The organism is Paenibacillus sp. 1781tsa1 (assembly GCF_024159265.1).
Lineage (GTDB): Bacteria > Bacillota > Bacilli > Paenibacillales > Paenibacillaceae > Paenibacillus.
This window is the reverse complement of sequence record NZ_JAMYWY010000001.1, coordinates 2855063-2877636: the sequence shown is the minus strand read 5'-3', so window position 1 is coordinate 2877636 and position 22574 is coordinate 2855063. Positions and strand designations below refer to the sequence as shown.

Annotated in this window: 19 protein-coding genes; 3 read left to right on the top strand and 16 right to left on the bottom strand. The window is 45.7% G+C overall.

Features of this window, described 5'->3' with window-relative positions; all coding sequences use genetic code 11:
• Positions 1-19: 19 nt before the first annotated feature.
• The 5 genes from NKT06_RS12995 to NKT06_RS12975 form a co-directional block, all read right to left on the bottom strand.
• Positions 20-1069 (bottom strand): dockerin type I domain-containing protein, encoded by a 1050-nt coding sequence (locus NKT06_RS12995; RefSeq protein ID WP_253434670.1) that lies wholly within the window; start codon positions 1067-1069, stop codon positions 20-22.
• Between the two features lie 192 nt (positions 1070-1261).
• Entirely contained in the window at positions 1262-2554 is a 1293-nt protein-coding gene (locus tag NKT06_RS12990) for an amidohydrolase (protein WP_253434667.1), read from the bottom strand.
• Positions 2555-2632: 78 nt separating this feature from the next.
• Entirely contained in the window at positions 2633-2926 is a 294-nt protein-coding gene (locus tag NKT06_RS12985) for a hypothetical protein (protein WP_253434664.1), read from the bottom strand.
• A 74-nt stretch (positions 2927-3000) separates the two neighbouring features.
• Positions 3001-4104 (bottom strand): saccharopine dehydrogenase family protein, encoded by a 1104-nt coding sequence (locus NKT06_RS12980; RefSeq protein WP_253434661.1) that lies wholly within the window; start codon positions 4102-4104, stop codon positions 3001-3003.
• Entirely contained in the window at positions 4088-4795 is a 708-nt protein-coding gene (locus NKT06_RS12975; RefSeq protein ID WP_253434659.1) for a class I SAM-dependent methyltransferase, read from the bottom strand. The genes NKT06_RS12980 and NKT06_RS12975 overlap by 17 nt, the downstream gene beginning before the upstream one ends.
• Positions 4796-4924: 129 nt before the next feature.
• Between NKT06_RS12975 and NKT06_RS12970 the strand changes: the two genes are divergently transcribed.
• On the top strand, positions 4925-6034 hold the full coding sequence (locus tag NKT06_RS12970) for a helix-turn-helix transcriptional regulator (protein WP_253434657.1): 1110 nt from the start codon (positions 4925-4927) through the stop codon (positions 6032-6034).
• Between the two features lie 243 nt (positions 6035-6277).
• Here the strand turns inward: NKT06_RS12970 and NKT06_RS12965 are convergent, their stop codons facing one another.
• The 6 genes from NKT06_RS12965 to NKT06_RS12940 form a co-directional block, all read right to left on the bottom strand.
• Positions 6278-7291, bottom strand: coding sequence for a FecCD family ABC transporter permease (locus tag NKT06_RS12965; RefSeq protein ID WP_253434654.1), 1014 nt, complete (start codon positions 7289-7291; stop codon positions 6278-6280).
• Complete coding sequence (locus NKT06_RS12960) at positions 7288-8313, bottom strand: FecCD family ABC transporter permease (protein ID WP_253434652.1); 1026 nt, start codon at positions 8311-8313, stop codon at positions 7288-7290. The genes NKT06_RS12965 and NKT06_RS12960 overlap by 4 nt, the downstream gene beginning before the upstream one ends.
• 116 nt (positions 8314-8429) lie before the next feature.
• Complete coding sequence (locus NKT06_RS12955; RefSeq protein WP_253434650.1) at positions 8430-10397, bottom strand: AraC family transcriptional regulator; 1968 nt, start codon at positions 10395-10397, stop codon at positions 8430-8432.
• Between the two features lie 287 nt (positions 10398-10684).
• Positions 10685-11572, bottom strand: a complete 888-nt coding sequence (gene yidC / locus NKT06_RS12950) for a membrane protein insertase YidC (RefSeq protein WP_253434648.1) — start codon at positions 11570-11572, stop codon at positions 10685-10687.
• Complete coding sequence (locus NKT06_RS12945; protein ID WP_253434646.1) at positions 11509-11859, bottom strand: hypothetical protein; 351 nt, start codon at positions 11857-11859, stop codon at positions 11509-11511. The genes yidC and NKT06_RS12945 overlap by 64 nt, the downstream gene beginning before the upstream one ends.
• A gap of 92 nt (positions 11860-11951) precedes the next feature.
• Positions 11952-13571: a DUF4153 domain-containing protein gene (locus NKT06_RS12940; RefSeq protein ID WP_253434644.1), complete on the bottom strand. Its 1620-nt coding sequence runs from the start codon at positions 13569-13571 to the stop codon at positions 11952-11954.
• A gap of 134 nt (positions 13572-13705) precedes the next feature.
• Here NKT06_RS12940 and NKT06_RS12935 point away from each other — a divergent pair, with 134 nt between their 5' ends.
• Entirely contained in the window at positions 13706-15499 is a 1794-nt protein-coding gene (locus NKT06_RS12935) for an ABC transporter substrate-binding protein (RefSeq protein WP_253434642.1), read from the top strand.
• 61 nt (positions 15500-15560) lie between these two features.
• Here the strand turns inward: NKT06_RS12935 and NKT06_RS12930 are convergent, their stop codons facing one another.
• Entirely contained in the window at positions 15561-16910 is a 1350-nt protein-coding gene (locus NKT06_RS12930; protein ID WP_253434639.1) for an FtsW/RodA/SpoVE family cell cycle protein, read from the bottom strand.
• Positions 16907-17242 (bottom strand): PadR family transcriptional regulator, encoded by a 336-nt coding sequence (locus NKT06_RS12925; RefSeq protein ID WP_253434636.1) that lies wholly within the window; start codon positions 17240-17242, stop codon positions 16907-16909. Before NKT06_RS12925 ends, NKT06_RS12930 begins: the two co-directional genes overlap by 4 nt.
• Before the next feature lie 243 nt (positions 17243-17485).
• Here NKT06_RS12925 and NKT06_RS12920 point away from each other — a divergent pair, with 243 nt between their 5' ends.
• Positions 17486-18070 (top strand): P-loop nucleotide/nucleoside kinase family protein, encoded by a 585-nt coding sequence (locus NKT06_RS12920; RefSeq protein WP_253434633.1) that lies wholly within the window; start codon positions 17486-17488, stop codon positions 18068-18070.
• Positions 18071-18689: 619 nt separating this feature from the next.
• On the opposite strand, the gene NKT06_RS12915 is transcribed toward NKT06_RS12920, so the two are convergent.
• The 3 genes from NKT06_RS12915 to NKT06_RS12905 all read right to left on the bottom strand — a co-directional run bounded on the left by NKT06_RS12915 (position 18690) and on the right by NKT06_RS12905 (position 22557).
• Positions 18690-19655 (bottom strand): sugar phosphate isomerase/epimerase family protein, encoded by a 966-nt coding sequence (locus tag NKT06_RS12915; RefSeq protein WP_253434630.1) that lies wholly within the window; start codon positions 19653-19655, stop codon positions 18690-18692.
• A gap of 303 nt (positions 19656-19958) precedes the next feature.
• Complete coding sequence (locus NKT06_RS12910) at positions 19959-21662, bottom strand: hypothetical protein (RefSeq protein ID WP_253434627.1); 1704 nt, start codon at positions 21660-21662, stop codon at positions 19959-19961.
• 22 nt (positions 21663-21684) lie between these two features.
• On the bottom strand, positions 21685-22557 hold the full coding sequence (locus NKT06_RS12905; RefSeq protein WP_253434624.1) for a carbohydrate ABC transporter permease: 873 nt from the start codon (positions 22555-22557) through the stop codon (positions 21685-21687).
• Between the last annotated feature and the right edge of the window lie 17 nt (positions 22558-22574).

The following is a 22574-nucleotide window of genomic DNA, read 5'->3' as shown; positions in this document are numbered from 1 at the left end:
CTAAAATAAAGAATATGAATTAATCAGGAAGTTGTATTTTTTCTTTTCCAACAATGAATGTTCGTCTAGGCTCCGTATTTGGGTTTGAAGTGGAGTGTGTAATAACTTCAAGCACAAGATAATGATTCTCGTCCTCAGATGTAACACTATGCTGTTCTCGTGTCTCCCCTACGATTGGCACCCTATCTTCTCCTAAAGCGTCTGTTGCGCGGTACCACTGATAAGAAGGAGTATTAAGGGTATCATCATAATCAATATCCATTAAATAGTAATCAACAGCAACTGCACTCTCCATGTAATCCTTCAATTGACCATTCAGTACATACGGGGCATCATCCACTTGCTTAAAGGTCAACACATAGTCATTGTTTTTTCCGCCAAGTGTTTTGCCCTTATATCCTTTTAACAATGCATCCATGTCCCCGAAAGTGGGTTCCGTATTACGATCCACATCCATTCGGTTCATCTCTACATAAGAAAAGCTGCGGCGAGTCATCATGTTACGAATATAATTGAAAAGGTCTACAGCATCCAGGGAATTCACTTTTCCGTCTGCATTTACATCCCCTTTTTTACTAATGTAAAGTTCAATGTTATCCGTAACAGTCTCTGGTGCACCAGAGATCATATAATTCGCTTTCAATTCGATGTTGATTGTGCCGCTTTGGCGAGGAATAACCACCAATGTGCTCTCCGGCGTTGGCATATTCTCATCTTGTCTCGTTTCTACATACACCTCAGCGATGCTGTTATCACTTGAGCTGGCTGTAGGCGGGCTATACTCATCGGATCGAAATTGTGTACTTAGATTGATTCTGATGATATTATTGATGGTCACCTCGATGGGCACATCACGTAAAGAAGGATCATTTGGTTTCGATGAATAACTTAACCAGTTGATGCCATCGTTAAGAACAGGTTGTGAAATGTTTATTACCGGACCAATTGCACCTGCGTCAGCCTGCGGAAGCGTTCCACCTAAAGGCAATGCAATGCCCAATCCGAGTGCAGTCAACATGCTTTTTTTCAATATCGGCTTAAGCCGTTTTTTGTTTTGTTTCCCCTTCAATTCATGTTCCTCCTCGTGTACATTTCATATTTGAACAACTACATGCTCAGTATAACGAGGTATTCTGAACCAATTCTGAACAGGACCAAGGAACTATTTCCAGTTGCAATTCGACAAAAAACGCCATGGAGTAAGCCTCCATAGCGTTTTGAGCACAAATATTTTTCCAGTTTAGATTAAATTCACTAAAAATTAAATTCCCTCAACAATTCTTTTTGCTCTAACCTTCACCTCACGATAGAGTTCATCCTCATCAATCGTTAACAACTTCCTGCCTTGCATGAGGATCTGACCGTTCACAATCGTGGTATCCACATCCGCCCCGTTTACACTGTAAGCCAGTAACGATTCTACCTCATGTACCGGTTGAAGATGTGGTTTCGCCAGATCGATCAGGATTAGATCCGCTTTGCAACCTACCTCAAGTACACCCACTTCATCCTGTAGGCCCAGCAGACTAGCACTTCCGCGTGTAGCCATCTGTAGAACGTTCTTGGCTGGCAAGCGTGTGGGATCGCCATAGTCCAGCTTTTGCAACCAGGTCGCCGCTTTGATCTCCTCGAACATGTCCACGGTTGTGGCACTTCCCGCTCCATCGGTTCCGATCCCCACGTTAATCCCCTGGGCCAACATCTCGGTAATCGGAGCAATTCCACACCCCAGCTTCAGATTGCTGACCGGATTGTGCGCTACACCACCACGCATACCCTTCAATCTGCTGATATCCCTTCGATTGAGGTGTACACCATGCGCAAGCAACACATGTGCCTGTTCAAACATACCCGCCTCTTCCAAATACTCCGTCGGTGTCATGCCATAGCGCTCTCGAATCTTCACAACTTCTTCCTTTGTCTCAGCCAGATGAATATGCAGCGGGATATCCTCTGTGACAGTCATGGCAATGACTTCACGGAGCGGCTCCATGGGACAAGTGTAGGGGGAGTGCGGTCCATACATGGTTGTAATCCGTCCCTCGGCCGCTCCAGACCAGCGCTGTACAAGATCGATCGCCTCTTGCAACCTGCGTCCGCCATCGTCCTCCATAAATACCATTCCTCGTGTCAACGATGCCCGGATACCTGTTTGCTTCACAACTTCGGCAATCTCGTTCATATGAATGTACATATCGGCAAAGGCAGTGGTACCCGAACGGATCATCTCGGCGATGGATAACTTGGCCCCCCAATAGATATCTTCCGGGTTCATCCGCGCTTCGGCAGGCAACATTTTGCGTTCGAGCCAGTCCATCAGCTTCAGATCATCCGAGAATCCCCGGAGCAGGCTCATTGGTGTATGTTGGTGGGCATTAATCAGACCCGGCATGACGATCTTATGGCGGCCATCGATAATCTCATCTTGCGGTTGAGGCAGAATGTGGTCCGCAATCTGCGTAATGCGATGTCCTTCAACACGAATATCCCCCGTAAAGGGGACATCGGCATCTTTCATCGTTAGGATCGTAGCTTGCTGAATCAGTATACTCATTACATTCACGGCTCCTCTGAATTGGTTATCGTTCCTTCCATATCCGAGGTTAAGCCTTTACGTAACGGCAAGGTCAAGTTATTTTAATTTTTGAATCGTCATCTTTCTGAAACTTTGTATAAAAGGTTTGGGGTCGATTTCGACCATATATGGATATACTCCAGTGCTCGTGTGCAGATAGAAAAATCCACCTTCATCCCCCATACGGCGAAATGACATATCAAACACTTCCGTGAGGTTGAATTCGCGGTATTTGGTCACGATTTTATCTGAATACAGAATCATCGAACGGGCATTCATCTCAATCTCTTGGGCGAGACCCGTCACTTCTCTCTGTACTTTGTAATAAGGTAATACAGCAACGCAGTTCATGATCTCCCTCCATTCATGCCATGATTATGATTACATCATAGCAGATCGGAGGGTGCCAACAAAAGAATATGAAACTAGGTGATCTTGGTCGTCACCTTTAGTGGCGTATGAAGTGCATCTTGAATGTCCTGCATTGAGAGAACCTGTTCAATATGAAACACACCATGTGGCAACGCTGACTCTGTTTTATATACGTGTTCGGCCACAGCTGCTGCTACGGCTGCTGTTGCATCTGCTTCCTTATCGCCAACAAGCAATTGTTCGACGCGGACTTGTTCCCCATTTTCCCATCCAATAGCATCGGCCTTAACAGCATACATCGGCTCTCCGCCAGGAATAAGACCAAAGGCCTTCACTGTTCCATTACGAATAGACGGGATACGCAGCAACGAGAACAACCCTGCACGTTTGGAGATTGCCATGGATGTTGTGATCCAGCGGGAGTCCAGGCATAGTCTGGTCGATACGGTTGGAATACGTAACGTTCGAGCAACCACGTGTTGATCCGAAAAGTTAAATCGATAGGCCTTCCGGTTTCCCAATTCCGCTCCAAAATCGATCCTTTTGCCATCTCCGAAACTTTGCACCTCCGTAGGCTTGCCCTTTTGCATCACTTGGTAGGTGGCATTCATCTGATCAACCGTCCACTCCACGGCAGCTTTTCCGTGTTTCTCTCCAAGCCCCAGCATTACGGTAATATCTGCTTCCTCCACCTGATCCATGTGCATGGTCGCTTCGCGTACGAGCAAGTTCGTTACTCCCGGTGACAATCCAACACTGAGTATTGCAGTCGATTGGGAACGTTGCATTGTGGTGTGCAGCTGTTCAACCTGGGCGAGAAAATCATACTTTGCAGAAATATCAATATAATCGGTTCCGGCTTGTGCACAGGTTTCAACAAACCGGGTATCGCTCTGGTCCACACACATGATTACAAGCTTCACAGGCCGTAACATTGAAGGCTCCACAGGTTTGGTCACATCCAGTTGAAACGGCAGTACCGTACCACCTGTAGACCTGCTGAATTCTTCCGCACGGTTCATGCGTGTACCTGCTGCCCATACTTTACCCGGGAACAATTTCCCCAGTTGAGTACATATCATCTGCCCTACTTGACCATAACCGCCAACGACCCAAATCTGATCTTTCATAGGCTTCACGTTAGTTTCGAATTGCATAATACCCCTCCACCCAGAACGCCCCGAAGTAACGTGTAATATGTGAGAAACCGCATTCGGTCAGTAGCTGAGTCATCTCTTCAGAGCATATTGGATCGGATTCACGGCCCAAGGAAACAGCAAAGCGCTCCCACTCTTCAGGAAGCACACCCACACTCAACATGTGATCCTTCCAAGCTTGCATCATGACTGAATGTGCAGGTGAACGAAGATCGGCATTTACAGCGGCAATGATTAGGGGTGCACCTGGTTTAAGTCTCGCTGCGAGGCTGGTCAGAAATGCTCTCTTGGCCTTCATCCCTTGAAGGAAATGCAACATGAGCATACTTGTCGCCCCATCATATAAAATATCCTCCGGCAATTCTTCAACCGTGACAGGTTGCAGCGTCACTCTGGAGCCAATACCCGCTTCCGCGATTCGTTTCTCAGCAAGTTGCAACATCGGCAGCGAAGGATCTACTCCGGTGAGCATCCACCCGGTATGGCGTGAACCAAGCAAAGCTAATTCTTTTCCCCCACCAGCTCCAGCAACAATTATATGAATATCGTTGTTATCCGCAATACATGCTGAAAGCAGCCGTTCCATTAGATCATGCATATGAGAATAACCCGGAATTTTCAGGGCTATCGATTGTTCGTAACGATGAACATCTGCTGTTTCCCAGCTCATCGGTGATGGATTGTGATTCATGGACACCGCGCTCCTCTTGAATTGAAGTTAGACTTGACTCGTTGTTCGTCTAATTTCATTATAGGAGGATAAGGCGAGCCTACAATCCCAGAACATTGGGATATGCGCACAGAGAGAGGAGTAATCTCGTTGACATCACGTATCGATCGGAACCATAGACTTATCACTTCTCTTGAAAAAGGAACCTGGACCTCACGTACCTATCGGGAAGCTGTTCTCAAGCAGATCCATACGGTTATACCTTACGATGCATACTGTTTCACTACCGTTGATCCCCTGACTCTTCTCTCCACAGGAGCCGTGACAGAAGATGGCATTGAGGCCATTCATGATCGGTTATTCGTCAATGAATACATGGAAGAAGATATACATAAATACGCTGAATTAATACGAAGCGGTGAACATACAGCTTTACTTCATGCATCCGTGAATGCACACCCTGAACAAAGCTCAAGGTACATCAACATTCTTCAGCCAGCGGGATTCGGTGATGAACTGCGCGCTGTATTGGTCAGTGGAGACGCTTGCTGGGGATATCTGACCCTATATCGTAAGACAGAAAGTGCTGTCTTTACAGAGGAGGAGCGGTTGATGATTCAGTCCTGGACCGCTTCTATTGCATCGATGCTGCGGTCCACGAGCTTGACACTGATCGATGAGATCACGAGTGAAAGTCCTGAGGAACCCGGAATTTTGATCACCTCGGATACATTCAATCTCTTATCCCTGAACGCCCCGGCTCAATATTGGCTGTCCCAATTACGCACGCTGGAACATGTAGGGCCGGACATTCTGCCCCGTCCGGTACGTGCAGTGAGTTCCCACTTGCAACGCAAGAATCAGGCAGAACGGGCTGAAAATACTCAACTCACTCCTGACTCGCCCTCCAAAGTCTGTATCCAACTTCCGGATGGGCGTTACCTCCTACTTCATGCCAGTCTGATGCAACAGCTCGCGGGACCGGATCAGATTGCCATCCGTTTGGAGCAGGCGATGCCGCAGGATTTGCTTCCCTTGCTCGCCGAGAGCCATGGATTATCCAGTCGAGAGAGGGAATTGCTCGGACATGTGCTCCGCAGCTATTCGTCCAAAGAGATTGCTGCAGCCATGCATATTTCTGTATACACCGTTCAGGATCATTTGAAATCCATTTTCGCCAAAACCAAGGTATCCTCCCGTCGCGAGCTCATCTGGTATTTCGTTTCCCGTTTCCAGCTGTCAGATGAGCCTGCCATATAAATCCCATGTAATTTTACGGTAATCAACTTGACTATCAAATAATGAGAAAAAATCAAAAGATGCCAATACGATATCCTCGTAATGGCATCTTTTTCTATATGCTATTGTTTAAGAAGCATAGTGGTAATACAGGGTAACTTCGATCTTTTAACTATTGATATCGTGCATTCCGCTTTAAAACGCGAGCGTACAGTCCTGCCAAACCGTTTTCCACAGTATATTCAGACTGTATCATTGATTTTGTTATTTGGCTTTTGCTAGTAAATAAAGAAAATATGGAACACTAATGACTGTAATAACGATTCCTGTCGGCACATCTCCTACGAGGCTAACCGTGCGCGTAATCGTGTCAGCCAGCACCACGACTAGTCCCCCGGCCAAGCTGGCAGCCGGAATGAGCAATTTGTGATCGGGACCGACCAGTTTTCTCGCCATATGCGGAGCGATCAAGCCAACGAAAAAGAAGCTTCCCCCCACGGCTACACTGCCAGAGGATAAAGCAACAGCAGCGATTGACAACCCCAAGAACTGCCGTTTCACGGAAACACCAAGCCCCTGTGCTGTCTGATTACCCAGATGGAGGGCATTCAGTATGCGAGCTTTGTAAAAAATATAGGCGAGTAAGATCAAGACCCATGGTGTCAGTATGGAAATATAGCCCCAATCATCGCCCCATAAACTCCCCGCCAGCCAATACAGCATGAAATTCATCTGCGAATCATCCAGCTTGAGTGTCAAGAAGGTCGTCAGCGCACCATACCCGCTTCCTAGCGCGACCCCGGTCAAGATCAAACCGATTGGCGAGATGTCTCGCCCCCGGCGATACGATAATAAAAAGATCAACCCCGCCGCCAATAGTCCACCAACAAAAGCCAACAGAGGCAGAGCAATGAAGGAACTCTTTCCTGTGGATGCAATGAATACAACGAAGAACAGGACAAACAAACCCGATCCCGAACTAATTCCCAATGTCCCCGGACTAGCCATGTCATTACGCAGCAAACTCTGCATCACGACCCCGGCCGCTCCCATTCCCAGACCGACCAAGATCGAAAGTACAATTCGTGGCAGACGAAAATCGAACACAATCAGATTTTGCTTATCGGTACCGTTTCCTATGAGAACGTTCAGCACTTCTAGTGGTGAAAGATTCATCTTGCCAGAATTCATGCTAATGATAGCAAACACAAGAATGAGCACCATAAGCACTGCATTGATGATAATGCCTCTTTTCACCGTATAACGCCGCTTGGTCATTCGTATTCCCTCCTTTGTCTTCGAGCCAAGAAGAGAAAGTACGGTACACCAATGATAGAAAATATAATGGCGATCGGCGTTTCGAACGGTTTATTGATCAAACGTCCAGCCAAATCGGCCGATACGGTCAGCAACGCACCATATAACGCCGCTGCCGGAATAATGTATCGATAGTCGACACCTACCATATATCGGACAATATGCGGGGTAATCAGACCCACAAAACCAACCGGTCCAACCACAACAACAGCCAATCCAGTCAGCACGAGTACGATAATGGTCGATAAAATCTTGACCAGTCCGCTGCGAATGCCGAGTCCACTTGCCACATCATCACCCAAACTGAGCAATGTAACGGAAGGGGATAGCGCCAGTGCCAGCAGTATACCACCAACAAAGAGCGGTGAGATAATCAGCAATTCTCCCCATTTGACCCCCGCTGTACTACCCGCCGTCCAGAATGTCAATGCTCGGCCCAGGTTATAATTGATCGCCAAATACTGGCTGAGTGCGCCGAACAACATTGAAATAGACAGACCTGCCAGCACAAGCCGCTGAGGCGTCATTCCGCGATTGCCCAGTGACGCGGTAAAATAAGTCATACCGGTGGCGATCGCTGCTCCCAGACAAGCGAACAACATCATCTGCCAATACGAATAACCCGGCAGAAAGGCCAGGCATAGTGCAATTGCAAATGCTGCGCCAGAGCTAATCCCCATGAGCCCGGAGTCGGCCAGCGGATTGCGCGTTGTCCCCTGCATGATAGCGCCACATACCGCAAGGCTGCACCCAACGATGAGATCTGCTACGGTACGCGGGAGACGCATGGATTGAATAATTTGATGTTCAGTGAGCATTGGATCAAATCGGAAAATAGCCTCCCATACCGTTGCTAACCTCATATCAGCAGCACCAAACATAATTGATGCCGCCGACATGAGAACCGTTAATCCAAGCCCTACTACCATGTACATGGTGAAGTTCATTGCCCCACGGCGTTTTTGTTCAGGCTTGCTTTTCATCTCGTTTCCCTTTCATCACCTATTGACAATCCAAACGAATATGGATATTTGCATCCATAAATTCGACTGGTCATGTTTGATAATTGGAGTTCTCAATTAAAATTTCGCTCTAACTCTTATTTAGCTAATGACAGCAATTGACTAACAATATAATCAATCAATGCACTGGAAGTCATTATGTCCGTAGACCAAGATAGCGAAGAATCCACCTTTACGATCCGATCATGTTGCACAGCAGGTATGGAATTCCACACTGCATTATCAGCAGCAACGTTTCCATCTCCTAAGAAGATCATATAATCGCCAGAGTAAGCGGGTAATACTTCCATGGAGACATCGCCCCAATATTTATCTGCATCGATAATATCCGTTTGGACTTTTGAAGGTGCCTGCAATTGAAGTTCATCGTAAACAAGCTCACCAACGGCATGCTTGGCTCCAGCTATGTAGTTACTTTTATCACTGAATTCTCCAACCGTAATCGTTACATCGGATAGGCCCGCATTCTGAAAGGCTAGCTTTGCTTCTTCGATTTTTCCGGTATAAGCATTCAAAACATCCTTAGCCTCTTCCTGTTTGTTCAAAACATCGCTAATAAATTGTATCCGCTCTTCTGTAGTCATATCACCATAGGGAACATAAATGGTCGGGGCAATTTTGGATAAATCATCATACGACTCATCGCTCCATGCCAAAATGATAAGATCAGGCTCAAGCGTCATGATATCTTCCGGCTCCATGGCTACTTTTATGGAGTCTGTGATCTGGTTAGCATAAACAGGCTCTGTCTCTCCCCGTGCAGCTCTAGCCACACCTAAAGGAGTTACACCTAGGGCTACCACATCACCAACCAAATAATCAACTACAACTCGCTGAGGGTTGTTAGGTACCTCAACATCACCCTTAACTGTGGATATCGTTCTGGTCTGCGAGACTGCTTCTGAAGCTTTTGTCTCCGACCCTTCCTGTTGTGTTGTCTGCTGTGTCTGCGCAGGTGTTGTATTTGCCGTTCCCCCATTATTCGCTGGCGTCCCTGACGTACATGCCGTCAATAACAGCATCATGCTCATCGCCGCCGCCAAAATCATTTCTTTACTTCTTAATGTTCCAAACATCGTTGATTCCCCATCTCTATAGGACTTGACTAGACTCGCTAGTTCCCTCTCATCGTAAGGGAGATGAGAATCATTATCAATACCGTCAACCTGCATGGATAGTGCGTTTATTTTCCGATAATCACTTGGGGTCATCTTGTAATGCTTCTTAAACATTCGGAACAGGTTTTTCTCATCTGTGAAACCAGCTCCAGTTGCGATTTCTTTGACCGTCGCTTCGGTATGCTTCAAGTCATGACAGGCAGCTTCAATCCTTCTCTGAATGAGATACTCCTGTAAGTTCATCCCTTCCCTTTTTTTGAACAACCGCGTCAATTGTCCACCACTGATTCCAAACATATCGGCAATTTGTTGAAACATAATGGGCTCCCTGTAATGTTTATCGAGATATATCTTGGCAGAATAGGCTGGATCTGGCTGGAGATACCGAATCTCACCACCCTCCAAATCCCTGTACACCTCATGAATCAATTGATATAGAAAACTTTTGGCCTGTAGTTGATCCATCGCCTTGCCACGTTTCCAGCCATTCATCATCCGTTGGAACCAATCGCGTAGCAAGATGGGATTACTTGGCGTATAACCAAACTGTTGAACAAATGGATTTACTTGCTCCAGTAATTGCTGCAGATGTTTCTTGAAAAAAAGAGGTGATTCTGCTCTATAAAACACCATAAAGGTCTTCACCATCTCCTCTTTAGGCGTAATACTGAGCAGGCTCCCCTTCCCGCCGTGAACTAAACCGAAGCGTTCCATTGCAAATGTGGTTTCATTCAGTTGGATTTGCGCTTCTCCCCCATATGCATAGATAAACATGCTACTAGGCATTTTATATTGCTCCAACGGGTATTGTGACGCTACGTTCTGAAAGCGTACATCTATTAATGTAATGATCGAACGTGTCCAAATGCTCGCCATCATCTCAATCATCTCCGGTGCAAATCCCTGTCTTGCTTCTTCCTCTTGCATCTATCCGCACTCCTCATTTCACTTTTTCCCATGTATACATCACACATTAATTGATATTGATAATCAATATCATATTTTATCAGGTAAGTATATCATCATTAAGTGATATTGGGGAACAGGCAGCAGACGTTATACTGCTCATCAGCTTTCGTAAAAGACTAAAAAAAAGGAACACCTGTTAGCACAAAAAGAAGCCTGATCCATATGGATCAAGCTTCTTTTTGTTTTTCGTGTTCAACAAGTTTTCGTAGTCACCATGTTTCCCTTGTCACCTGCGACCGACTTCATTAAGACTTTGCAGGTTTCCGAGTAGATTTGGAGGAACCAGATTTTTTATTCTTTTTCTGACCCACTTCCACAATTACAGGCTCCTGCGGGTGATCTACCGGGTACAGTTTGCGGAATAATAACGTCTGTAGTACCAGGAAGGAACCCCCAACCGTCCAGTAGAGCGGCATCGCTGCCGGGGCTGATAGAGAAAAGAATGCCATCATCAATGGGGAGAGATATCCCATAATGGCGAACTGTTTTCGCTGTTCAGGCGCCATGTTGGCTTGAGATACCTTCGCTTGAATCAGATAGATGACGGCGACCACCACAGCGAGCACGTAATCCGGTGCACCCAGTTTGAACCACAGAAACGAATGGGAGGACAATTCTGGTGTAAGTCGGATGGCTGTGTAAATACCTGACAGGATAGGCAACTGAATGAGCATCGGCAAGCAACCAATATTCAGCGGATTGAACTTATGCTTCTTGTATAGTTCCATTGTTTCCTGAGATAGCTTTTGCTTATCAGCAGGGTCATTTTTGCCTTCATATTTTTTCTTGAGCGCATCCATCTCGGGTTTCATGGCATTCATAATGACTCTTGTTCCCTGCTGGGACTTGGCTTGACGCATCATCAATGGCAACAGCGCTAGACGAATGACCAGCGTGATCACAATAATTGCGACCCCGTAGCTTCCGTTAAATATAGTAGCAATGTGTTGAATCAGATACGACAGCGGAAATACAATATAGTGGTTAAAAAATCCCGGTGTCGATGAAGTAATCTCCGACACGTTGTTGCTGCATCCGGCAAGCAGCATGACTGCAAACAAAATGACAATCAGGCCATATATCCGTCCCTTGCCCGAAGTAAAAGTGAATCCCTTGTTCGTCTTATGTTCCATATATATCCTCCTCGTTGATTTGTTGACCAATCGTTCAACGAGGAATGACAATCTGGTTCATCTTCATCGGGCGCTTCTCTTCGTCTAATCATGCGGCTCCAGTCTTCCTGTCTGTGCTGTCTGTCCAAACACAGGGCGGGAAGTACAGGTTCAAGTCCACCACCGACGCCACCTTCCACCCAGTACTCTGTCATGCCACAATGAAGATGGGCAATATAGGCATAACTGACGGTGAAGATGAGTCCAATCGAGAATAAATATGGTAATAACTCCTGCAGTTCAAACAAGGGATTCACCCCCTTTATAGGTTAGTTTTTATATTATAACACTTACATATTGTTTTTGCATAAATCCGTACGTGAAAACAACTACTATTCAGCTATTCCGTTCTCAATTTGGACATTTCTAGCTCAGCTCGGTGTCTTGCCACGTTATAAGAAGGCCAGGAACGATCTGATGTATCCATATCCAGATATGCTTGATGTTCCAGCATTTCCCTCTTGAGATCAGGATACTCCTCAAGAGCAAACTCACGAAGTAACGGAACTGCATCTGCTGACAGACTCGCCAGATAGGTTGCATCAATATTGCCAGTCTGATGATAACGTTCAATATTCAGCTCGGCAATCCGTTTATCCATGCCCACATAGTTCACAGCAACATATGCAGTGAGCGCAAGCACAATATACCAGCGGATCAGCGGTATTGACGTATAGCGTATACGAAGGCCAGCAATCAGCAACAGGAGTGCAAGGAAGATCATGAATGCGTGTACCAGGAAGCGGATGTACGTATATCCATATGCCTGCTCATAAAGATTTAGGCGCATAAACGCGGAATACAACATAATTGCTGAACAACTGACCAGAATCAGGAGAAGTACCTGATGCACGATGGAACCCGCTTTGCCACTCGCACGGGTATACTGCAATGCAACAATAAGAATAAAGAAGTTAATACCTGTGACGAGAATTAACTCTGCGAATCCACTTCTCGCATACTCTGCGTAAGACAGATCTACCGGAAGATGCCCCTCTCCTGCACCAAACAGATACGAAAACTGTACAAGTACAAACAAAACGTACACAGAGTTAATGACAATCAGCATCGTCCCTACAATGATGGGGTCCAATCTGAACGGTTCCCGATGAACCGGAGTACGTTCGGACTCGGGTGTAATCTTATTTGTATACTGACCTTCAGTGGCCGGGTCCACAGGAGAGAATATATAGGTGTGATCACGCTTATCAACCGTGGATGCTGCTCCATTTTTCCAATGTGCGTTCGCTCTCTTCTCTGCCTCATATTGCATTGGCTGTACAAATCCCCATACATAACCGAACAGCAATACACCTGCGATGACAGTCCAGATGATTCTCGGTATCCCTGGAGTAAAAGCCAATTGATTCAGCCACTCCGGAAAACCGGCTAAATACTGATTGAAGACCCCGTCAGCGGAGGACAGTAATGCGACGACTACAATGAGGATAGGCAAAGACGCCACAAGACCAATGAGCACTTTGAAAACAACTGTTTTTTGGGATTTGCCGATGCCACGCCCTCCTGCTCTCACAGCAATGGCAGCAACAGTCCCCCAATGACGTATGGCTTGAGGCAGCAAGTGGTCAATAGCCGTACCAATCAAACCGATCTCCCACCACTGCTTCTGTTTTCTGCCCATCAGATACGTCATATGTAAGATAACTACGCCAGGTATAACCAGAAAATTAAGAACACCCAGTGGTTCATTATCATATAACAGGAACGTTAGCGACAACAACAGCACTACAGCCGCCACAAAAGCATCAATGAACTTGAAAGACCTCATGCGGTCCCGTGCAAACAGATACATGAACACATAAAAGAGAATTACAAAGATAGGATACGATACCCCAATCTCATTACCATAGAATAAATACTGGTGAATGATAGCAAGTATCCATGCAGACAGTAGCGTGATTAGAGCGCGTTGCGGTGAAGCCATTATTTTATCAATCATGGGAAAAACCTCCATTAACCTTTCTATGCTATATTCTAGATGATAAAATAGGAATATAAATAGAAATTAAAATCGATAAAACTTCTTATTTTAGAGGAATACGTCAGAGTTCACCTCCAGGAGGGAATCAACACTTGAAATTACATCAGCAATATCTGCTGTTGCATCGTCATTACGGTCACCATACAGAACATGAACTTACACTCGCCGATCTCGCTGAATTGCTAAATTGTACGCACCGCAATACGTTAACAATTGTCAAAAAGATGGTTGCCCATGACTGGATTCGTTGGGTTTCCCAGCGTGGCCGTGGTCGGCGTTCTTCACTGACCTTGCTTGTTCCGGCTGATCAAATCGCCGCAGAATATATGATGCAGGCCATGAATCGCCGGGAGTTGCAGGAAGCTGCCGAGCAGGTGAGTGCATTCTCCAGTTCAGCAACCATGCAGGATCATCTAAACCAGTGGTTGCTCGGGTATTCGGGTCATCATACGGAAGCCGGCACCAACAATGAGCAGATTGATACGCTTCGGCTGCCCCTGCGCCAACAGCTTCATGCGCTTGATCCGCTGTACATTAATCTGTTGGCTGAATCCTTTGTGACCAGCCATGTCTTTGACGGGTTGGTTCAACGTGGTGAACAGGGAGAGATTCTTCCATGTCTCGCTCACACCTGGGATGTCAGTGCAGACCGAAAGACCTGGATCTTTTATTTGCGAAAAGGGATTACATTTCACGATGGTCAGTTGCTGACGGCCCATGATATTGTGCATACGTTTGAACGGCTGCAATCCACAGATCGCCGGACACTGTACCGTGATGTAAGTAAACAGATTCTATCTATTGAAGCGGTCGATTCCTTAACTGTGTGTTTCCAGCTTAAAGATCCTCATGAATTGTTTTTGTCTTTTCTTACAACAAGTCGTGCGGCGATTGTACCCTCACCCGGAAAAAACGAACAGAAGATGAAGCATTCGAGTGATGTGCATGGAATGCAAAAACCTGTCGGGACAGGACCGTTCAAGGTCACTGCCTGGGATGATCACCTGTGCAGACTTGAAGCTTTTTCATCGTATTTTCAGGGTAGAGCACATATGGACCGGGTAGATATCCTGCAAATTCCGTGGAGTGCCTCGGCCAAAATGGATGATAGCCAAGATATCGAAACTCCGTTCTTTCATCTTGTTCATAATCCGTCTTCGTCTACGGGTGCAGGCTGGACACAGATTAGTGCAGGTGTGATGGTTCATAAATTACTCACATGTAATACGCAAAAAGCCGGACCATTAAACGATCCGGAAGTAAGAGCACACCTTCAGTCATGCTTTGCTGGAATGTATAGAGATGACGGACATGCAGATGACTCTGAGGTCTTGGTGCATAATTCCGATGCCGTGAATACCGAGAAGATGATCCAAGTCTATCCAGAGAAATGTAGCGATATATCTATAAGTTCCGCGTCCCTCCATCCCATTTCCCTGCACATTGCAACCATTCCACAGTATCGCAGGGATGCCCAACATCTGGCGTCCATACTGGAGCAGAGCGGTTTCTCCTGTACCGTCCGTACTGCTACGATGGAGCAATTCAAAGGAAATCTGCGGCTGGAATCTGATCTGATTCTCTTCTCGCTGGTTCGGGACAGGGACGAAGAACTACGAAGATATGATCTCTACTCCACGTTATCTGAGCATTTGGAAGATTCTGCTCGGATGACGATTCATGAGATTTTGCAAACTATCGTCGCCTCACCAAATGCAGCAGATCGAATTTCTGAATTAGACCGAATTGAACAATTCTTGGTTGGTCAGAATTTACTGTTCCATTTATCTGAAAAACCGGTAGAGACGGCTTATCTGCCTTCGGTACGCGGCCTGTCTTTTAACAGCCAGGGCTGGGTGAACCTGCGTCATATCTGGTTTCCGTGAATGCTCGTTAAAAGAGCATAAGAACACCTTCATTTCATGATGCGGTAATGATTTTGGATGCCTATGAATCGGTCAGTAATTCGGCATCCATCTTCTGCCGTATTTTTTCATTTCTCTTCGAAATAGTATCCTTCCGGCGGTACACACCGAGAAGTAAACCGAGCATGGCGTAATCAAACATCAAGTGATTTCCGTATCCAATAAAAGGAAAAGTAATACTGATAATAGGTGCTTTTCCGGTAGTCATAGCCAGCGAATAGATGATTTGCATTGCAAACATAGCTGTGATACTCACAATAATCATACGACCAAAATCATCCCATATGCGAGGAAGCATTTTCACCATATTGGCAACAAACCAGATGATCGCCACCAATAGCAGTATCCCGGCAGACCAGCCAAACACATCAATGAGCAGCACACCTGGGTAATCGAAATAACTCGTTTTAAACCTGTCAAACGTTGTATCAATCCCGTTCCCCCACCAACCCGATGATCGAATAATTTCAATAATGGAATAGTTACTATAGGCACTCCCGTAAAGGTCATCCTGAAGATTCAAAACGACAGTGAGCCTCTCCAGTCGTCCGTATTGATCTGCAAAGAACAATAACAATACAAAAATAATTCCTGTTATAACAGCACCTATGACTGTATATAGCCATTTTCGCGTGAGCCAGCCAAATAAAATAATGGACATTATGCCAAACAGAAACAAGCGAACCCAGTCCAACGTTTGAAACAATAGTACTGCGGGAATCGTTACCATCGCAATGTAGGTCAATATGGATTGCATATTACAATTGGAACGAAGCTTGTCCAGCATAACGGCACCTATAGCAAGTGGCAAAATCCACACTGAAGCTGTGGTAAGGTCTAGTGTTAAGCCAAATAAGCTCCAATATCTGCTATTACCATAAATATCTGTAGTTATCATTGGACTGATCCACAACATGACATTAAGCAGAATATAGATCCACCAAGCAGCTTTTTTCAACTTACGATAATCAAAGTAAATAAAGAACAACATCATCATTACACCTATAACGGTGTACAACACATGACCGCGATATAAGAACTGATACTTTTCATCTGCTACATTAATTGTAAAAATCCACATTAACAACAGGCTAATTATAGACAAACCAATTAATCCAACTAACAGACCCCAATGCATTCGATGGCGATGCAATCGGTGCATACTCTTGCCTACAACAGCTGGATCGCCCATCTGTTCAATGGCGTATGCAATTGCTTCTTCTTCTGAATAACCTTCTTGTTCTTTGTCCAAAATGATCTCTTCCATGTGGTTTCCCAACTCATCACGCAGGTCGTTATGTACTTCGCGAGCTTTAACCTGAACACACATGTGATCAAGATAATGCTGAATGCGTTCATCTCGATTCGTCATGTCAGGCCTCCTTCCCCAAGCACCCGATCCACAGCTCTACGGAACAAATTCCACTCCGCTTTTTTACTTTCTAAGGCCTCCATGCCCTTGTCACGAATCGAATAATATTTACGTTTACGGCCTTCAACCTCCATCCAGTACGACTCTACCCATCCTTCAATCTCCATGGCATGCAAAATAGGATATAACGTGCCCTCTTTCAGATTAAACACACCCTCAGATTGACGATGTAATTCCTTAATTAATTCATAACCATACAACGGTCGTTCCTGAAGCAAGGTCAGAATCAATGTCTCGGTACTGCCTTTAATCATTTGTTTGTTAACCTGCAACGTGCTCACTCCTTCCTTTTCATACTTTTAAATTCTTCTGATCATATACATCGGAAACCTATGCATAGAACAACTAGGTATGATATTACCTTATCCTTCCTTTTCTGTCTAGCTAACATGCTTCTTTATTTATGTTAAAATAAACAAGTCCTTTCATTCACGTACTCTAATGATGAATCTATCTATTCGTATAACTCAATTACATATCTTTTTTTTGAATCTAATTAAGGAGGCATTACATTCATGAGCAAACTAATTTTCTTTCTCGGCGGGGCCGGAAGTGGCAAGACCACCCTTGCCAAAGCCCTTTCCCGTAAACATAAAGCGGCTTTCTTCGATATGGATATTCTGCTTCGTCCCGCGGCTGAGGCAATTATGACTCTTCAGGGACTTGACCCATCCGACCGAGATTCGCCTGAATACAAGAAGTTGTGCCGTGATCTTGGATATCGTATTACTATGGACGCCGCTCTGGATAACGTTCAGTTGGGTATCGATACTATCGTTGTTGGCCCATTTACTAAAGAAATCGGTACCCCGGATTGGATTGCTCAGGAACTTGCACGAATTGCACGTTCTCTGGAAGATACGGATGTGCGTGTGGCCTATATTTATCTTGAGAATGAAGCGTTGTATCACCAGCGGATCACAGCGAGACAATCTCCATTGGATGAATGGAAACTTGCAAACTGGGATGCTTTCACAGCTTCTCTGGTCCGTAAAGAAGTAACTTGGCCGCTCCCTGCTTCATCCGTCGCTTATATTGACAATTCCAGTGATGATCCTGCGATTGCCTATGCCGAACTTGAACGACGGATGTACGAGTAGAAAAGTAATCACTGCTTCACTCAACTTACTTTGATGATAGGTAGAATAAACGCTACTCTCGCCAAGTTGTGACTCACTTCTTGAACTCTAACGAACCTCTGGCACCTTATTGCCTTGTTTAGACTAATATTAAAATTCTAACAAACCTCAATAACGCTAATCGGGAGAAAACGAGTACAAATTGGCAGAAATGCGCTATAAATAAAGAGATAAGCTGTCTCAGATTCATTACGATTTTAAAAAGGCTCATATGCTTGAAATAGGGTGCGTGAGGTTCGTTAGCATTTCAAAGAGTGCCCATTGACGGAGCGAAGTGTGCCCCAAAACGCCATCTGAATGAATGTATCTGAATGAAACGTACACTGATCGCATATACAAATAAAATCAAAAAAGGGATCCGTTTCACCAAGCCTCGCAGGCCGATGAAACCGATCCCTTTTTCCATTAGATAGCCTCTCATAGCCCATTCGAAAGACAGACGGACCTTCTCCCCCATTTGGACGTCTAACATTAAATTAATTGAGCAGAATGCTTCACATTCGTCCATTGCCCTATAATTACCTGATCATTACCGTTCGTTACCCATCTATGCGCTTAGCATAAAATATACATAACTCTACTATCCGCGCTGACGTGCCGCTTGACGCTCAGCAATACGAGCCGTGATTAGTCCGTGACTCTTATCGATCTCTTCCGGTGTACACGCGGCTTTTAACTCATATACTTTCACCGGTGAACGATCAATAATATCCAAAAATGAATCAAAAAAGGTCATGTCTTTACTATGAATGTATGGACACCAATGATCTGCCAACCCTACGGTTTCATGAATATGCACGCCAACCACGTGATCAATCAACGCGTTAGCCTCACGTACATTATCGTATAGCCCCATTCGATCCATCATCATGCCGTGACCAATATCGTACCATAGACCAAGCGGCGCGCCCTTCATGCGTCCAATAATCGTTCCCGCTTCGTGCAAAGTCGGCATCTGATAACAGCGTGAACGGGTCTCAATACCAAAATTCACTCCATACCCCCGCTGCTCCGACAAGTCACATACCTCTTCCAGACTCTCCTGAATCCGGCTCAGGTAATGTGCGCTGCCATATTCCCGCTTCTCCAGCATCTCTTGCCATAGAGATTGATATGCCGGTGAGTCCGGCCCCTGATCGTGGTATATCTTTTTCAACGCTTCATCTATATTGTATTCAAACGGAACCTCACCCGGATGTACAACGACAGCCTTGGCCCCATAACGATGTGCGTACTCGGCTGAGCGAAGTAACAGTTCAATCGCTCGTTTGCGGCGCGGCTCATCATCGAATCCGAGCAGGACGGAGTCCGTCCCATAATCCGGATCAGCCACATGCGGGAATGTATTATGCACACTGGATACACCGATTTCTCCCCGTTCAATCATCGGTTCTATCGTCTGCAGCATCTCTTCCGTCACGTTGTAGTTCAGTTCAACCTGTCTAAATCCGAGAGATTTAATCTCTTCAATCATGCCTTGTCCTGTCGTATGACGTTTGATGTTCCAACATGTTGAAAACGAATATTCCTGCTTGTCCGTGTACATGACTTTTCCTCCTGTCTCTCATTCTATCGCCCATTCATATTCCATTGATCTCTATCTATATAAGTTGAACTAATAAACTTACACTAGATCACTCCAATTGCAGTACCATCTTCCGATCGCTGTTATCACCAGATTTTTTTGATCCCCTTCTCCAAAGGGAAAAATCCGGTGATAGCTTATGCTTCCGATGCAGCTTTCTTGCAGAAAGCTTTCAGGCGAACGCTCCGCTTCTTCAGATCGGTTCTGCACTCTTCGTTCTCGTGTAAATGTTCAGTTCATCTTATATCCTTATTCATTCCTCTATCAGTTGTCTTCACTGAGAGTCAATTCAAATCTCATCTTGTTCGCAGTTTTCCCAGGCACATAACGATAGATAATCTCCACATGATTCACATACATTAATACGGATGGTTCAGGCGCTTCAGCCTTCACGGTACACGTAAGTCCAGGGAACTGCCATAACGCTGATGTAATATCCTGCTGACGAAGGGATGGCCCCCTGATTTCAAAATAAACATCGATCTCTTCCGCCGTATCCAGCTCCACATCAATGGTTAACGAATCTGGCGTGAGATCCGCATCGAATGTCACTCCGCGCAGATGACTGTTCCAATCCTCTCCTACCTCACGGCGGATCAAGCGGAGATAATAACGCTCCCCCGTCTCCGTCTGCCAGTGAATTGTGGCGGGATGCATCTGGCCGTTGGTATTCACACTTCCCGACATGGCCCCGATCATCCGATCCTCACCAATCCATGCTTTGGCCGTACATAGATTCCGATTGGACGTTGGATCGTTGCGCTCACACAGTTCCATGAACTGTCTCTGCACAAGCCGATCCGCTTGATGAGCCTTGAAATACGGCACGGCTTCAGCGGGTACATCCACACCAAGGAGCGCAATCAGTGGATCATGACCTGACTCACAGTTGATTCCTGCCAGATATTCATACCCTTCACCGAGCAAAAGATAGATAAATACACCGATCGAACTATGCTCTCGCATCTCCATGTCGTACGCCCGAGAGAATGGGCCGGAGAGATTCTCCAGGTTGGCATTGTAATATAGCGCAATGTTATTCCACAGCCCGTGTTCAATCCGGTGTCCAATTTCAACTAAACGTTGAGTGAGTCCATACTTTCGATACATGCCAAGCACGGAGAGATCCACCCCGTAATACGTTGTCGTATTGAATTCAGCGAATGTACCGTCGTACTGTTCAAACTCCTTCATCATTCCCTCTGCCTGTTCGTTCGAATGCTGGATCCATTCTGTGCGGTTCATGCGATGGCCGTAGTAGTGGGTAATGAAAATATGCATTAACTCAATATTGGTGTTCATGGGGATTACGTCGGATAACCTGCGTTCTATTGACCCTTGAACAGCCAATTCCATGGCATGGTCCATCCGTTTCATGAGTGTATCTGGCATAAGTTCGGAGAATTCGGCAGTTACGACCACACAGACACAAGCGATAAACTCGCGCCAGTTGGGATCATAGCTGATCCAGACCGGTGGCAGGACCTGATTCACTGCCGAATGAAACAGGCGTTTCAGTTGTTTGGAATCTGCCGTCTCCGTGAGCAGAGATCCATCTTCCTGTAGTTTATGGATAAACTGCGCAGACACCTTCTCAAAGGTGCGTTCCAGGAAATAGGCCGTGCCTGGCGCAAAAGATTTCCAAGCATAGTGACCCGCTGGTGGATGCACATCATTGGGTCGGGTCGCGAAGGTTCCGTGATAGATCTCATCCGGAGCGTCATATTGAACATCGAGCACCTTGTGGAACACCCGTATCGCGCGTTCCACATCACCAGGCTCATTTCGAATCAACAACCCCAGCGCATAATGTGCACTGGCTCGTGTGCTGTGCTGCGATGAATCCTCTTCTTCGAAACTGCGAAGCAGATCCAATTCCTTATCATAGAAGCTATCCATCATCAACATGGACTGATTTACAAGATACTGCTGCTCTTTTGACATCTTCTCTACCATTCGTTTTGTCATGTCATACGCCCTCCCGAGACTGTTAACCTTTTACAGCACCTACCATTACGCCACTGATAAAGTACCGCTGTAACCACGGATACACAAGCAGGATCGGTAACGTGGAGAATATAACGCTGGCTGCTTTCAGACTCTCAGGCAGGACCTTAACGGCACCAATGCCTTCATTCTGCATCAGTTCTGTAATCTGGTTTTGCTGAATCATCTGATACAATTTCAATTGCAAAGGATATAGTTCAGGCTTGGTAATATACATGAGTGCATCCTGGAAACCATTCCAGCGTCCTACCGCGTAGAATAGGCTCAGTGTTGCCATAACCGGAAGAGATAGTGGCAAAATAATGCGCATCAGTGTTCCGAAGTGACTGCTTCCATCAATGCCCGCTGCTTCTTCCAGACTTTCGGGAATACCTCGGAAGAAGGTAATGAGAATGATCATATAGAACGGACTAATCAATCCCGGCAGAATAAGTCCCCATGTGCTGTCGAGCAGATGCAGATTTTTGATCAGAATGTACTCGGGAATAATACCCCCACTGAAGAACATCGTCACCACAATGACAAGCATGAACCACTTGCGCCCCTTCAAGTTACTCTTCGCCAGTGGATAAGCTGCTGCAATGGTCATCGCCATGCTTAACACCGTACTCAGGACGGTCAGCCAGATCGTATAGATCAGGGAACGAATCATCGATCCATCTGCAAATACTTTGGTATACGCCTCAAAGGATAACTCTTTGGGGAAAAAAGAAACTTCTCCTGAACCGATCGCCCGGTTCGAGCTGAGCGAGATCGCAATAATATGAATGAATGGTGCAAGACACAGCACCATCGTAATGATAATAAGAATGACGTTTACCGTGTTGAATATTCGATTCGCCGTGTTTTCAGACATCCCACTCACTCCTTACA

Coding starts and splice junctions, on each gene's coding strand:
- NKT06_RS12955 (WP_253434650.1), bottom strand. CDS start 10,397: ATGCAAGAGGAAGAAGCAAGACAGGGATTTGCACCGGAGATGATTGAG.
- NKT06_RS12915 (WP_253434630.1), bottom strand. CDS start 19,655: ATGTACACGGACAAGCAGGAATATTCGTTTTCAACATGTTGGAACATC.
- NKT06_RS12965 (WP_253434654.1), bottom strand. CDS start 7,291: ATGACCAAGCGGCGTTATACGGTGAAAAGAGGCATTATCATCAATGCA.
- NKT06_RS12990 (WP_253434667.1), bottom strand. CDS start 2,554: ATGAGTATACTGATTCAGCAAGCTACGATCCTAACGATGAAAGATGCC.
- NKT06_RS12985 (WP_253434664.1), bottom strand. CDS start 2,926: ATGAACTGCGTTGCTGTATTACCTTATTACAAAGTACAGAGAGAAGTG.
- NKT06_RS12920 (WP_253434633.1), top strand. CDS start 17,486: ATGAGCAAACTAATTTTCTTTCTCGGCGGGGCCGGAAGTGGCAAGACC.
- NKT06_RS12940 (WP_253434644.1), bottom strand. CDS start 13,571: ATGATTGATAAAATAATGGCTTCACCGCAACGCGCTCTAATCACGCTA.
- NKT06_RS12960 (WP_253434652.1), bottom strand. CDS start 8,313: ATGAAAAGCAAGCCTGAACAAAAACGCCGTGGGGCAATGAACTTCACC.
- NKT06_RS12905 (WP_253434624.1), bottom strand. CDS start 22,557: ATGTCTGAAAACACGGCGAATCGAATATTCAACACGGTAAACGTCATT.
- yidC (WP_253434648.1), bottom strand. CDS start 11,572: ATGGAACATAAGACGAACAAGGGATTCACTTTTACTTCGGGCAAGGGA.
- NKT06_RS12980 (WP_253434661.1), bottom strand. CDS start 4,104: ATGCAATTCGAAACTAACGTGAAGCCTATGAAAGATCAGATTTGGGTC.
- NKT06_RS12910 (WP_253434627.1), bottom strand. CDS start 21,662: ATGACAAAACGAATGGTAGAGAAGATGTCAAAAGAGCAGCAGTATCTT.
- NKT06_RS12930 (WP_253434639.1), bottom strand. CDS start 16,910: ATGACGAATCGAGATGAACGCATTCAGCATTATCTTGATCACATGTGT.
- NKT06_RS12975 (WP_253434659.1), bottom strand. CDS start 4,795: ATGAATCACAATCCATCACCGATGAGCTGGGAAACAGCAGATGTTCAT.